Source organism: Streptomyces sp. NPDC059092, from assembly GCF_042756365.1.
GTDB lineage: Bacteria > Actinomycetota > Actinomycetes > Streptomycetales > Streptomycetaceae > Streptomyces.
Genome location: NZ_JBHZEJ010000015.1, coordinates 116,362 through 130,044, shown reverse-complemented (window position 1 = coordinate 130,044; position 13,683 = coordinate 116,362). Strand labels below are relative to the sequence as shown.

At 72.1% G+C, this 13,683-nt stretch carries 11 protein-coding genes; 3 read left to right on the top strand and 8 right to left on the bottom strand.

The window, feature by feature from the left end:
- Positions 1–252 precede the first annotated feature (252 nt).
- Together ACFXPL_RS12360 and ACFXPL_RS12355 are read right to left on the bottom strand one after the other, a co-directional pair.
- Positions 253–897: a DUF3017 domain-containing protein gene (locus ACFXPL_RS12360; protein ID WP_384916687.1), complete on the bottom strand. Its 645-nt coding sequence runs from the start codon at positions 895–897 to the stop codon at positions 253–255.
- A 32-nt stretch (positions 898–929) separates the two neighbouring features.
- Complete coding sequence (locus tag ACFXPL_RS12355; RefSeq protein ID WP_384916684.1) at positions 930–1,805, bottom strand: bifunctional methylenetetrahydrofolate dehydrogenase/methenyltetrahydrofolate cyclohydrolase; 876 nt, start codon at positions 1,803–1,805, stop codon at positions 930–932.
- Between the two features lie 291 nt (positions 1,806–2,096).
- On the opposite strand from ACFXPL_RS12355, the gene ACFXPL_RS12350 reads away from it, so the two are divergent.
- Positions 2,097–2,705, top strand: a complete 609-nt coding sequence (locus ACFXPL_RS12350; protein ID WP_384916681.1) for a hypothetical protein — start codon at positions 2,097–2,099, stop codon at positions 2,703–2,705.
- Between the two features lie 160 nt (positions 2,706–2,865).
- On the opposite strand, the gene purH is transcribed toward ACFXPL_RS12350, so the two are convergent.
- Together purH and purN are read right to left on the bottom strand one after the other, a co-directional pair.
- On the bottom strand, positions 2,866–4,401 hold the full coding sequence (purH, locus tag ACFXPL_RS12345; protein WP_384916705.1) for a bifunctional phosphoribosylaminoimidazolecarboxamide formyltransferase/IMP cyclohydrolase: 1,536 nt from the start codon (positions 4,399–4,401) through the stop codon (positions 2,866–2,868).
- A 67-nt stretch (positions 4,402–4,468) separates the two neighbouring features.
- Positions 4,469–5,119 carry a phosphoribosylglycinamide formyltransferase gene (gene purN / locus ACFXPL_RS12340; RefSeq protein ID WP_384916678.1) on the bottom strand — a complete coding sequence of 217 codons (651 nt, stop codon included), beginning with the start codon at positions 5,117–5,119 and terminating at the stop codon, positions 4,469–4,471.
- A 293-nt stretch (positions 5,120–5,412) separates the two neighbouring features.
- On the opposite strand from purN, the gene ACFXPL_RS12335 reads away from it, so the two are divergent.
- Entirely contained in the window at positions 5,413–6,330 is a 918-nt protein-coding gene (locus ACFXPL_RS12335; RefSeq protein ID WP_384916675.1) for a hypothetical protein, read from the top strand.
- Between the two features lie 45 nt (positions 6,331–6,375).
- Here ACFXPL_RS12335 and ACFXPL_RS12330 read toward each other — a convergent pair whose 3' ends face one another.
- Positions 6,376–8,298: a DUF6350 family protein gene (locus ACFXPL_RS12330; protein ID WP_384916672.1), complete on the bottom strand. Its 1,923-nt coding sequence runs from the start codon at positions 8,296–8,298 to the stop codon at positions 6,376–6,378.
- A 116-nt stretch (positions 8,299–8,414) separates the two neighbouring features.
- Between ACFXPL_RS12330 and ACFXPL_RS12325 the strand changes: the two genes are divergently transcribed.
- Positions 8,415–9,851, top strand: coding sequence for a sigma factor-like helix-turn-helix DNA-binding protein (locus ACFXPL_RS12325; RefSeq protein WP_384916669.1), 1,437 nt, complete (start codon positions 8,415–8,417; stop codon positions 9,849–9,851).
- A gap of 190 nt (positions 9,852–10,041) precedes the next feature.
- On the opposite strand, the gene sucD is transcribed toward ACFXPL_RS12325, so the two are convergent.
- The 3 genes from sucD to ACFXPL_RS12310 form a co-directional block, all read right to left on the bottom strand.
- Entirely contained in the window at positions 10,042–10,926 is an 885-nt protein-coding gene (gene sucD, locus ACFXPL_RS12320) for a succinate--CoA ligase subunit alpha (protein ID WP_384916666.1), read from the bottom strand.
- A 20-nt stretch (positions 10,927–10,946) separates the two neighbouring features.
- Entirely contained in the window at positions 10,947–12,122 is a 1,176-nt protein-coding gene (gene sucC / locus ACFXPL_RS12315) for an ADP-forming succinate--CoA ligase subunit beta (protein ID WP_384916663.1), read from the bottom strand.
- 314 nt (positions 12,123–12,436) lie between these two features.
- On the bottom strand, positions 12,437–13,675 hold the full coding sequence (locus ACFXPL_RS12310; RefSeq protein ID WP_384916660.1) for a vWA domain-containing protein: 1,239 nt from the start codon (positions 13,673–13,675) through the stop codon (positions 12,437–12,439).
- Positions 13,676–13,683 lie beyond the last annotated feature (8 nt).

Genomic DNA, 13,683 nt, shown 5'->3' with positions numbered 1-13,683 from the left:
CCCTGACAGTCACCGCGGCAGCCTCAGGGGGTGACGCGTCGGCATAAGAAGAAGCCGCGCCCATCGGCCCGCACAGCAGCCCCATCACGATCGCGAGCAGCGCCGTCAGGCAGCACCACTGCGTACGGGACACGGGACGGGCCTTTCTCGCGCTGGGGCCGGGCTGAGCGGTCGACTGCCCGAAATGGTACGTGCCGTGACCGCGCCCGCCGCATCGGTCACCGGCCGCCCGCCGGCCCGCCGCCGCTACCGCTACCGCACGGTGAAGTGCAGGGTGTCCTCCAGGAACGGGATCTCCAGCCACGGCTTCGGCTGCGTCATCAGCGAGAGCAGCACGATCACCACGCCGAGCAGCCCGTACGTGAGCATGTCGGTGAAGCGTGAGCGCACGGCGAGCATGCCGACGGACGGCAGCACGCGCCGGAGGACCGCGCCGCCGATGAGAGCGATGCCGATCAGGATCGTGCCGATACGGAACGCCTCGGCGAAGGGGTGCAGACCGACGATCAGCAGCCCGAGGCCGGTCGTCCCGAGCACGCTGAGCAGCGGCCACTGGCGGGCGGGCGCCGGGGCGTCCCGGGGCGCGGCCCGGCCGCCGCCCTCGGGGGGCGCGGTGTCGCGGGTGAGCGCGAACCGCCTGCCGGTCTCGGCGTCGTCAGTCGTGTCCGCCGTGTCCGCCGTGTCCGCCGTGTCCGCCTCGTCGGAGCCCTCCGTGGCAGTCGTGGCAGCCGTGGCGTCGGGGGAGTTGGCGGTCTCCGGGCCATGGCCGTCGGCCGCCTCGACCCGTTCCGTGCCGCCGGTACCGGTACTCGTACCGGAACCGGGGCCGGTTTCCGTGCTCGTACCCGTGGCTGTATCCGCGTCCGGACCCGCGTCCCGGCTCGTGCCAGCACCCATCAGTGGTGCCCCTCTCCCGTTCGGGTCCGCACTCAGCCCGCGTCCGCGTCGGCGTCCTTGAGCGTGCGTTCCGCCGCCTCGACGACATTGACGAGCAGCTGCGCGCGGGTCATCGGCCCGACGCCGCCCGGGTTGGGCGAGATCCAGGACGCCACGTCCGCGACGCCCGGGTGGACGTCGCCGACGATCTTGCCGTTCTCGTCCCGGCTGACGCCGACGTCGAGGACGACCGCGCCCTCCTTGACGTCCTCGGGGTTGATGATGTGCGGGACGCCCGCCGCGGCCACGATGATGTCGGCCTGCTTGAGCAGCGCCGGCAGGTCGCGCGTGCCGGTGTGGCACTGGGTGACGGTCGCGTTCTCGGACTTACGGGTCAGCAGCAGGGGAATCGACCGGCCCACGGTGATCCCGCGCCCGACGACCACGATGTGCGCGCCGTTGATCTCGACGCCGTGGTGACGCAGAAGCTGGATGATGCCGTACGGGGTGCAGGGCAGCGGCCCCGTCTCGTTGAGCACCAGCCGGCCGAGGCTCATCGGGTGCAGCCCGTCGGCGTCCTTGGCCGGGTCCATCAGTTCCAGCACCCGGTTGGTGTCGATGCCCTTGGGCAGCGGCAGTTGCACGATGTACCCCGTGCACTCGGGGTCTGCGTTCAGCTCGGCGACGACCGCCTCGATCTCCTCCTGCGTGGCGGTGTCGGGCAGCTCACGCTGGATGGAGGCGATACCGACCTGGGCGCAGTCGCGGTGCTTGCCGTTGACGTACCAGCGGCTGCCGGGGTCGTCCCCGACCAGCAGGGTTCCGAGACCGGGCGTGACACCCCGCTCCTTGAGGGCCGCCACGCGGACGGTGAGATCGGACTTGATCGCGGCTGCGGTGGCCTTGCCATCGAGAATCTGGGCGCTCATGCCCCCATCCTCGCGGAAGACCCCTCCCGGGTTCCAATCCGCGCCCCTCCGTATCCCCGCGTACCTCTCCGTGTCCGGCCGCGTGCGCACGCGTACCTGCGCACGCGTGCGCACGAGAAGTTGCACTTGCACAACATCTGTGAAGGCGACTGGACAAAAACGTGTGTTGATAACACGATTACGTCGCAGTGCGGCCGGCGTCGGGGGGCAGACCGCTCAGACCGCTCAGACCTGAGATTTTCCTCCGCGCGGGCCATTCCGTCCCCGCACCACCAACGGAGGAACCCCGTCATGAGCTTCGGCGACCCGAACAATCCCTACGGCCAGCAGGGCCAGCAGCCCGGTTACGGCCAGCCCCAGGGTCCGCCGCCGGGCCAGCCGGGGTACGGCTACCCGCAGCAGGGCCAGCCCCAGCAGCCCCCCGGCTACGGCTACCCGGCCGCGCCGCAGGCTCCCATGGGGTACGGCTACCCCGGTGGCCAGATGGAGATGCCCGGCCTGATGAAGGCCGCGCGGGTCATCCTCTTCGTCTTCGCCGGTTTCCAGATCCTCGCGGGGCTCGTCATCGGCGTCGCCCTCGGTGTCCTCAGCAGCGCCGCGGGCGACAACGAAGCCGCCGGCCTCGTCGGCGGTCTCGGCATCTTCCTCGGCTTGCTGCTCGTCGGCCTCGGTGCCCTCTCGATCTTCCTGGGCGTGAAGTTCCGGACCGGCGGTACCGGGATCCGTGTGACGACGATCGTCTACGCCTCGCTCTCGCTCCTCGGCGGCCTCGGCAACCTGGTCGGCGGCGACGGTTCCGCGGCGTTCGGCGGGATCATCTCGCTCGCGTGCAGCGGGATCATCCTGGCCTCGATGGTGAACGGCCAGGCCTCCGCGTGGTTCAGCCGCCCGCGCTACTGACACGCCGTCAGTGCACCGCTTAGGCACGCCACGGACAGCAGAACCACCGAAGGCCGCGTTCCCCCGGAAGGGAGAACGCGGCTTTCGGCGTCGGTGGACGTGCGCCCGGCGTCGGCCCGTACCGGTCGTCGGTCAGTGCCGTCGTCGGTCAGTGAAAAGATCAGTGGAAGAAGTGGCGCGTCCCCGTGAAGTACATGGTCGCGCCCGCCTTCCGGGCCGCCTCGACCGTCTGCTCGTCGCGGACCGAGCCACCCGGCTGGACCACGGCCCTGACGCCCGCGTTCAGCAGGATCTCCAGGCCGTCGGGGAACGGGAAGAACGCGTCGGACGCCGCGTACGCACCGCTCGCCCGCTCCTCCCCCGCCCGCTCCACCGCGAGCTTCGCGGAGTCGACGCGGTTGACCTGGCCCATGCCGACGCCCACCGAGGCGCCGCCCTTGGCGAGCAGGATCGCGTTGGACTTGACCGCGCGGCACGCCTTCCACGCGAAGGACAGTTCGCGCAGCTCGGCCTCGGAAAGCGGCTCGCCCGTCGCGAGCGTCCAGTTCGCCGGGTCGTCACCGTCGGCCTGGAGCCGGTCGGTGACCTGGAGCAGCGTGCCGCCGTCGATCGGCTTCGCCTCCACGGCGGCGACCGGGGCCTCGGGGCAGCGCAGCACCCGGATGTTCTTCTTGCGGGCCAGCACCTCGACGGCACCGTCCTCGTACGCCGGCGCGACGACGACCTCGGTGAAGATCTCCGCGACCTGCTCGGCCATCGCGACGGAGACCGGACGGTTGACGGCGATCACGCCGCCGAACGCGGAGAGCGGGTCGCACGCGTGCGCCTTGCGGTGCGCCTCCGCGACATCGTCACCGATGGCGATCCCGCAGGGGTTGGCGTGCTTGATGATCGCGACACAGGGCTCGGCGTGGTCGTACGCGGCACGGCGCGCGGCGTCCGTGTCCGTGAAGTTGTTGTACGACATCTCCTTGCCGTGAAGCTGCTCCGCCTCCGCGAGCCCGCCCTCGCCCGCGGTGTAGAGCGCGGCCGGCTGGTGCGGGTTCTCGCCGTAGCGCAGCACGTTCTTGCGCGCGTACGTGGAGCCGAGGAAGTCCGGGAAACCCGAGTCGTCGGCCGCCGCGTAGCTGTCCGCGAACCAGGAGGCCACGGCCACGTCGTACGCCGCGGTGTGCTGGAAGGCCTCCGCCGCGAGCCGCTTGCGCGTCGTCAGGTCGAAGCCGCCGTTCCGTACGGCGCCGAGGACGTCCGCGTACCGCTCGGGGCTGGTGACGACCGCGACCGAGGGGTGGTTCTTGGCGGCGGCGCGGACCATCGAGGGGCCGCCGATGTCGATCTGCTCGACGCACTCGTCGGGGGTGGCGCCGGAGGCGACCGTCTCGCGGAACGGGTACAGGTTCACCACGACCAGGTCGAACGGCTCGACCCCCAGCTCGGCGAGCTGCTCACGGTGCGAGTCGAGACGCAGGTCGGCGAGGATCCCGGCGTGGACGCGCGGGTGCAGCGTCTTGACGCGACCGTCCAGGCACTCGGGGAAGCCGGTCAGCTCCTCGACCTTGGTGACCGGCACACCGGCGGCGGCGATCTTCCCGGCGGTGGAGCCGGTCGAGACCAGGGTGACGCCCGCCTCGTGCAGACCGCGTGCCAGCTCCTCCAGGCCCGTCTTGTCGTAGACGCTGACCAGTGCGCGCCGGATCGGCCGCTTCGCACCCTCTGCGGGCGCTCCCTCGGCGGTCGTACCTGCGGCGGTCGCGGACCCCTGATTATTCACCGACGTATACCTTTCGTCCCTCAATGCGACAGCCGTGCCGGGCCAGTGTCCCCACGACCTCGACGAGCAGGCGTCGCTCGACTTCCTTGATGCGCTCATGGAGAGCGTCTTCGTCGTCCTCGTCCCGGATCGCGACCACGCCCTGCGCGATGATCGGGCCGGTGTCGACACCGTCGTCGACGAAGTGGACCGTGCAGCCGGTGACCTTCGCGCCGTAGGCGAGCGCGTCGCGTACTCCGTGGGCACCGGGAAAGCTGGGGAGCAGGGCGGGGTGCGTGTTGACGCACCGGCCGCCGAAGCGTGCCAGGAACTCTTTCCCCAGGATCTTCATGAAGCCCGCCGAGACCACGAGGTCCGGCTCGTACGCGGCGGTCGCCTCGGCGAACGCCGCGTCCCACGCCTCACGCGTCCCGTACTCCTTCACCCGGTGCACGAAGGTCGGCAGTCCGGCGCGCTCGGCGCGTTCCAGACCGGCGATGGAGTCGCGGTCGGCGCCGACCGCGACGATCCGGGCGCCGAAGCCCTCCGGATCGTCGCCGATGGCGTCGAGCAGGGCCTGCAGATTCGTACCGGATCCGGAGACCAGGACCACGAGCCGGGCCGGGGCGGCGGAGGGCCGGAGGGCGGAGGGCGGGGGGGCCACAGCGGGCGCCTTTCTCGGAGCGAGCACGGCCTCGCGGGTCGTGCGGCGTTGTACGGACGGTGCCTCGGCGTGGTCGTACGGCTTTGTGGGGTCGTACGAACGAGTCACGATCCCCGATACGGGGAACTCTACGAAGGAGCCGACCGTCAGCAACGATACCGGCACACCGAGCGGCCCCCACGGGACGGGGGCCCGGCCGGGAGGTAGCGTCTGGGGACAGGGTTCGTCTCCGGGACGGGCCCGTACAGGACAAGACCCCCGCGTGATGGGTCTGAGGGGAAGACGTTCACCACATGCAGGACCGACGCCGCACGGCACTCCACCTCCCGCCGCCCTCTGGGCCGGTGCTGCTGCCCCGGGAACGCCAGTCCTCCTCCACCGGCCCTTCATCGGGCTCCTCGGAGCCCGGGGAATCATCCGGTACGTCGGGTACGTCCGGCACCAAGAGTGCGCCCGGGGCCGGCGGCTCCTCCGACGACAATCCGTTCGCGCCGCCACCCGAGGACAGGCCCGACCAGCCGTGGCAGCCCCGGCACCCCGAGAGCGGCGACGGACAGGACGGGCAGGGCGGCGGCTCCGGCCGCGGCGGCTGGGGCAGCCAGTGGAGCAGCCGCCAGCCCGGCCGCTCCACGGGAGGCTTCGGCAGCCGTCCCGGCGGCCAGGGCAACGGACCGTCCGGGCAGAAGGGGCCGGGCAACGGCCAGGACGGCCCGGAGACCGGCCGCGGTGGCGGACCGCGCTGGGACCCCACGGACCCGGCCCAGCGCCGCGCCCGCTACGCGCTGCTCGGCGGGATGTGGGCCTTCTTCTTCGCGCTGTTCGACCTCCCCGAGATCGCCCTCCTCCTCGGAGCACTCGCGGTCTACTGGGGCGCCAGCTCCCTGCGGGCCAAGACCAGGAAGCCGTCGGACGGCACCTCCGCACCCGGCGCCAAGCAGCCGGCCCCGACGAAGGGGGCCGACCGGCCGGGGCAGTCCGGCCTCTCCGGCCCGTCCGGTCAGGTCGCGACCAGGTCGCTGACCACGGCGGCGGTGAGCGGGCTGGTGGCGGCCGGACTCGCCCTGGTGATCGTGGCGACGACCTTCACCGTACAGCTGGTCTACCGCGACTACTACACGTGCGTGAACGACGCGCTGACGAAGACGGGGCAGCTCTCCTGCAACGAGCTGCTGCCGCGTTCCCTGGAGCCCGTCTTCGGCGTCAAGGAGTAAGCCCGCGGGGCCAAGGCGGTAAGGGAGTGACGGAGTAAGGACGGGTCAGGGGGCACCACCCTCCTCCGCCCGGCCGGTCCGGGGCTGATCGGCTCCGGTCCGGTCGGTCCACGACCGGTCACCTCCGGTCAGGCCGGCCCGGGACTGATCGGTTCCAGTCAGGCCGCTCCGGGGCTGGTCGCTTCCGGTCCGGTCGGCCCAGGGCTGGCCGGCCCGGTCCGGGCCCGGGGGCGCCGCCGGGAAGTCGGCCATCAGTGCGCCCGACGCCTCCTTGAACGCGGCCCACCGCACCTCCCGCGCCCCGCGCTCGTGCCAGGCGTCGGCCGCCAGGAAGTCGTACGGCTCCTCGTCCGGGTCGGCGCCCTCCGCCGCGTGCGCCGGCCGGATGTCCACGGGGCCCGGCCCCCCGCCCGCCCAGGATGAGGCCCCTGGCGCGGACGGTACGGCGCCCGGACCGCTCGCCCCGGCGGCCTCCCCCGCACCGCTCCGCAGCCCCAGCCACCACAGCGGCGCCCGCCACCACGGGGGAAGCACAGGCTCCGTGACGCCCGGAGCGACCACCTTCGCGGCCTTCTTCCCCGCTTCTCTTCCAGCTCCCCTCTCCGCCTTTCTCTCCGCCTTCCTCTCCTCCTTCCGCGCCCGCCTCCCGGCCGTTCGCTCCGCCCGGCTCATCCCGCCCGTGTCCCGTACGCCCTTCACCCGCCGCTTCCGCAGCCTCCAGGCCCGGAGCAGCAGGGCCGCCGGTACGCCGAGGGCCACCGTCCACATCAGCGTGGCCGCGCCGGTCAGCCACCAGACCGGGCCGAAGGCCGCCAGGCGTCCGTTCCCCAGCGGTCCGCCCGCCATCGCCGCGAGGAACGCCGCCAGAACGGCACAGACCGCACCCCCGAGGGCCGTCCCCAGCGCCGTGTCGCGCGCGCTCCACGCCTCCTCCCGCGCGGCGAAGGGCGGCGCGGCCACCCGGAGGGTGAACCAGGCGATCGTCGGCCCCACGACGGCGGGCACGGCCGCCGTCGCCCAGTGCAGCGGCGTGCCGTGCCCCTCGGGCACCGCCGCGAGGAGCGGGAAGGAGGGCAGCGCGGGGCTGCCCAGCACCCCGAACGGGGTGACCGTCGCGCCCGTACCGAGCACGAAACCGGGGCCCAGTGCGTACGCCGCTCCCCAGATCGCCGCATTGGGCACCATCGCCACCCCCAGCAGCAGAACGGCGAGCCGCCCGGACCAGTCCGCGGCGAGCTGTACGAAGGACGCGTGCGCCGGCTCGCTGTGCCAGCCGAGCGAAACCCCGACGAGCAGCGCGCCGCCCCCGGTCAGCAGCAGTGCGCCCGCCGCGCCGGAGCGCAGGGCGGCCCGCGTCCTGGTGCGTGCCAGCACCGTGCGGACGCCCGGGGGCAGCCACATCGGCAGTGGTCCGTGCGGGCGCCCGCACGCCGTCCACGCCCCCGCGGTCGCGGACAGGACGGTCAGCACGGGAAGGGTGAGCAGCGCGCGCAGCGGATGCGCGGTGAGCGGCCCGCCCGCCGCATAGAGCGCGGCGGCCCCGCCGACGAGCAGATACCCGCAGCTCACCGTGGACACGGCGCCGAGCGCGGTGAGTTGCGGACGCCCCTCGTCCGGTTCGAGTGTGTCCCGCGCCGCGCGGTGGACCAGCCACACCGGCAGGGCCACGAGCAGCAGCGGCACGACACCGACCGGCGCGGGGACACCGGACAGGGTCTCGGGGCGCACCAGTTCGATGCCGTGAGCCAGCAGCCAGAGCCCTGCCGCCACATGGAGGGCAGCTCCGGCTCCGCCGTCCGGGTACGGCGAGACGATCCACATGACCGTCAGGAGCACGGCGAGCGCGCCGAGTCCGAGGCCCGCGGCGATGGCTCCACGGAGGAAAGAGGCGGTCAGCGCGGCGGCCCGGCCGCGGTCGACGGCCGAGGCCGAGGACAACGGTGTGCCGCGATCGGTCAATTGGGTCACAACGCCATGTTGCCCACGACACGCTCTTTATCTGCGCAACAGGCGAATACTCGCCATGTCGCCCAATATACGCTTATGTGCTTTTTCGCCTATTACCGTGTCGCGGGGAGTCCCTCATGACCCAGAACACCACGCAGAGCACCCCGCGGCCCGGCCCGGCCGACGCCGCCGACTCGGCGCTCCCCGCCCCGAAGGAGCGGCGCCGGCTGCGTGAGGCGAGGGCGATGACCGAGAAGCAGGCGGCCACCGCGGTGGGCGTCAGCCGCGCGACCATCCGGTCGTGGGAGACCGGCCGTACGACACCACGCGGGCGCAAGGGGGAGGTCTACGCGAAGCTGCTCGCGGGCATCGCGGCCGAGCTGCGGCAGGCGGAGGAACGGGCGCGGCGCGCCGAGATGGCCGCGGTACGGGCGGCGCAGGAGCGGTCGGCCGCGCGGCACCACCACAGCGCCACCGCGACGGAGCCTCTGGACCGTACGAGAGCGGCACCCACCCCCACGAGGGACGCCGTCGCCGCATCCGCCGCCGGATCCGCCGCCGCATCCGACCCGTATGCCGGTACGGTCCGGGCCCCGGACCCGCCCCGGACCCAGGAACCGGTCCCGCACGCCGGGCCCGTCGCGCCGTCGTCCGAGCCGGCGCCCGGGTCCGTTTCCCCGCCGGAGCCCGCGTCGAAGTCCGAGGCTCCGCCGGCGGTGGAACCCGGCGTGATCCCCGTCGCGTTCAGCGGCGCCGCCGTCGCGTCGCTCAGGCCCGAGCAGGCCTTCGACACGCTGTACGCGTGCACCGCACCCGCCCTGGTGCGCCAGGCGTATCTGCTCACCGGACGGCGCGCCCTCTCCCAGGAGTCCGTCGAGCGTGCCTTCCACCGCGCGTGGGAGAGCTGGCCCCGGGTCGCGGTCGACCGGGACCCGGCGGGCTGGGTACGGGCCACCGCGCACGAGTACGCGATGTCGCCCTGGCACCGGCTGCGCCGCGCGCACCGCCGCCCCGACCCGGTCAGCGGCGAGCAGGAGAACCCCGACGGCCGGGCGCTGCGCGAGGCGCTGCTCGCCCTGCCGCCCTCGTACCGCCGCACCCTGCTGCTCTACGACGGGCTCGGGCTCGACCTGCCGGAGACCGCCGCGGAGACGGAGGCCTCCACCCCGGCCACCGCGCAGCGGCTGATGCGCGCCCGCAAGGCGGTCTCCGTCCGCGTGCCGGAGCTGGCCGACACCGATCTGCTGCACGAGCGGCTGGCCGCGCTCGTGTGTGCCGTGACCGTTCCGGAGATCGCGTCGGCCCGGGCCGTGCGGGGCGGCAGCGAGCGGCGGGCCAAGGTCTGGACGCGGGCGGCGATCGCCTTCACGGTGCTGATCATCGGGGCCACGAGTTTTACGCTGGCCACCGCTCCGAGGCAGTACGACCCGCCGCGGTCGCCGGGCGAGCGGGTCGGCGGTGTCCCCGTGGCGAGCGGTCCCGAACGGCTCAGCCCGCAGGACCTGCGCCTGCGCAACATGCTCCGTGCCGCACCGATGAACGGCCCGCACCGGCTCGTACCCCTGGCGCGCTGACCGCTCGGGCGTGTTCGCGTCGGGAACGTCCCACCGCGTGCGGGACGTCGTCCGGCCCCTCGTGGATGTCCCACCGCACACGCGCGTGGGCCCGTCACACACGAACGTTCCGCCACCACGCGCGTGGGCCCGCACCCCTGTCCGGGGTGCGGGCCCACGCGCGTGTGGTCGTCCTTACGGAAGCGACGGATCAGCCGGCGAGGATGGCGCGGGCGAGCCCGGCCGTCTCGGTCGGCGTCTTGCCGACCTTCACACCGGCGGCCTCCAGGGCCTCCTTCTTCGCCTGGGCCGTGCCGGAGGAGCCGGAGACGATGGCGCCGGCGTGGCCCATGGTCTTGCCCTCGGGCGCGGTGAAGCCCGCGACGTAGCCGACGACCGGCTTCGTGACGTTCTTCGCGATGAAGTCGGCCGCGCGCTCCTCGGCGTCGCCGCCGATCTCGCCGATCATCACGATGAGGTCGGTCTCGGGGTCGGCCTCGAACGCGGCGAGCGCGTCGATGTGCGTCGTGCCGATGACCGGGTCGCCACCGATGCCGACGGCGGACGAGAAGCCGATGTCGCGCAGCTCGTACATCATCTGGTAGGTCAGCGTGCCGGACTTGGACACGAGACCGATGCGGCCGGGCTTGGTGATGTCGCCCGGGATGATGCCGGCGTTGGACTGGCCGGGGGTGATCAGGCCGGGACAGTTCGGGCCGATGATCCGGGTCTTGTTGCCCTTGCTGCCCGCGTACGCCCAGAAGGCGGCGGAGTCGTGCACCGCGATGCCCTCGGTGATCACGACGGCCAGACCGATCCCGGCGTCGATCGCCTCGACGACGGCGGCCTTGGCGAAGGCCGGCGGCACGAAGACGACGGAGACGTCGGCGCCGGTCTTCTCCATGGCCTCGGCCACGGAGCCGAAGACGGGTACATCGGTGCCGTCGAAGTCGACGGACGTGCCGGCCTTGCGCGGGTTGACACCGCCGACGATGTTGGTGCCGTCGGCGAGCATGAGCTTGGTGTGCTTCATGCCGGTGGCGCCGGTCATGCCTTGGACGATGACCTTGCTTTCCTTGGTCAGGAAAATAGCCATGGTGTGGTTTCCCTCGTCCCTTACTTGGCCGCGGCCAGCTCGGCGGCCTTGTCGGCCGCGCCGTCCATGGTGTCCACGCGCTGCACGAGCGGGTGGTTGGCGTCGGACAGGATCTTGCGACCCAGCTCCGCGTTGTTGCCGTCGAGCCGCACGACCAGCGGCTTCGTGACGTCCTCACCCTTGCTCTTGAGCAGTGCGAGCGCCTGGACGATGCCGTTGGCGACCTCGTCGCACGCGGTGATGCCACCGAAGACGTTGACGAACACGGACTTGACGTCCGGGTCGCCGAGGATGATCTCCAGGCCGTTCGCCATGACCTCGGCGGACGCGCCGCCGCCGATGTCGAGGAAGTTGGCGGGCTTGACGCCACCGTGGTTCTCACCGGCGTACGCGACGACGTCGAGGGTAGACATGACCAGACCCGCGCCGTTGCCGATGATGCCGACCTCGCCGTCGAGCTTGACGTAGTTGAGGTTCTTGGCCTTCGCGGCGGCTTCGAGGGGGTTGGCCGCGGCCTTGTCCTCCAGCGCGTCGTGCTCCGGCTGGCGGAAGTCCGCGTTCTCGTCGAGCGAGACCTTGCCGTCGAGCGCGATGATCTTGCCGTCACCGGACTTGATCAGCGGGTTGACCTCGACGAGGAGGGCGTCCTCCTTGATGAAGACGATCCACAGCTTCTGCAGAACGTCGGCGACCTGGTCGGCGATCTCGGCCGGGAACTTCGCGGCGGCGACGATCTCGGCGGCCTTCTCGGGCGTGCAGCCCTCGTTGGCGTCGACCGGGATCTTGGCGAGCGCGTCGGGGTTCTCCTCGGCGACGACCTCGATCTCCACGCCGCCCTCGACGGAGGCCATCGCGAGGAAGGTGCGGTTGGTGCGGTCCAGCAGGAAGGAGACGTAGTACTCCTCCGCGATGTCCGCGGTCTGGGCCAGCATCACCTTGTGGACCGTGTGGCCCTTGATGTCCATGCCCAGAATCTGACCGGCCTTCTCGACGGCGTCGGCCGCGTCGGAGGCCAGCTTCACGCCACCCGCCTTGCCGCGTCCGCCGACCTTGACCTGCGCCTTGACGACGGCCTTGCCGCCGAGACGCTCGGTCACCTCACGGGCGGCCTCAGGCGTTTCGATGACTTCACCGGCCAGCACCGGTACACCGTGCTTGGCGAAGAGGTCCCTCGCCTGGTACTCGAACAGGTCCACGCGTGTCCGTCCCTTTGTCTTTTAACCGCAGCCTGGTGATCGCGGGTTCGTTGTCTGCGTGGGCGTGCCGCGAAGGGCAACGTGACTGCGCTGTCACTGAGGAAGGCGTACGCGGTGTCCGGTACGCGGCATGTCCGTCTCGCAGGTTATCCCCGTGGGACGCGGGTCCCTAAATCACAGATCACAGATGAGCGGTGATACCTGTCACAGAGCGGTGATACCCGTCACAGATCGCACGGCTGCTCGCCCGTCCGGACCGTTGGTACGTACACATTTCCCCCTTCGCCATCCACCGGTCTCCGTCGGTCTCCTGGTCAGGGGTGCGGCAGGTCGGGGTCCGGTACGGGCAGGGGGCGCTTCTCGATCGCCGCGGCCATCACCTCGGGGAAGAGGTCGGGCGTGCAGGCGAAGGCGGGAGCGCCCAGCTCGGCGAGGGCCGCCGCGTGCTCGCGGTCGTACGCCGGAGCACCCTCGTCCGAGAGCGCGAGCAGCGCCACGAACTGCACACCGGACGCCTTCATCGCGGCGACCCGCTTCAGCATCTCGTCCCGTATCCCGCCCTCGTAGAGGTCGCTGATCAGGACGACCACGGTGTCGGCGGGGCGGGTGATCCTGGACTGGCAGTAGGCGAGCGCGCGGTTGATGTCCGTGCCCCCGCCGAGCTGGGTGCCGAACAGGACGTCCACGGGGTCGTCGAGCTGGTCGGTGAGGTCGACGACCGCCGTGTCGAAGACGACGAGACGGGTGTCGAGGGAGCGCATCGAGGCCAGGACCGCGCCGAAGACGGAGGCGTGGACGACGGACGCGGCCATCGACCCGGACTGGTCGACGCAGAGGACGACCTCCTTCTTCACCGACTGCGCGGCCCTGCCGTACCCGATCAGCCGCTCGGGCACGATCGTGCCCTGCTCCGGGAGGTAGTTCCTCAGGTTCGCCCGGATCGTACGGTCCCAGTCGATGTCCCGGTGGCGCGGCCGGCTGATCCGCGCGGAGCGGTCGAGCGCGCCCGTCAGGGCGGCCCTGGTGCGGGTGGCGAGCCGCTTCTCGATGTCCTCCACGACCTTGCGGACGACGGCGCGCGCGGTCTCCTTGGCCGTCTCCGGCATCGCCTTGTTCAGCGAGAGCAGGGTGCCGACGAGATGGACGTCCGCCTCGACGGCCTCCAGCATCTCCGGTTCGAGCAGCAGCGCGGCGAGCCCGAGCCGGTCGATGGCGTCCCGCTGCATGATCTGGACGACGGAGGTGGGGAAGTACGTACGGATGTCGCCGAGCCAGCGGGCGACGGACGGCGCGGAGCCGCCCAGGCCGGCGGACCGGCCACCGCTGCCGCCACCTCGGTTTCCGCCGCTGTCCCGGCCGCCGTACAGCGCGGTCAGGGCGCCGTCCATCGCGGCGTCCCGGCCGGCGAGCACGCACCCCGTGCCATCGGCGCCCTCCCCGCCGAGCACCATCCGCCAGCGGCGCAGCCGCTCCCCGGCAGCCGCGTCGTCGGTCGCCGCGTGCGTGGCCGCGTCCGTCGTCCTGTTCGTGGTCGTGCCTGCGGTCATGGTCATGCCTGTGG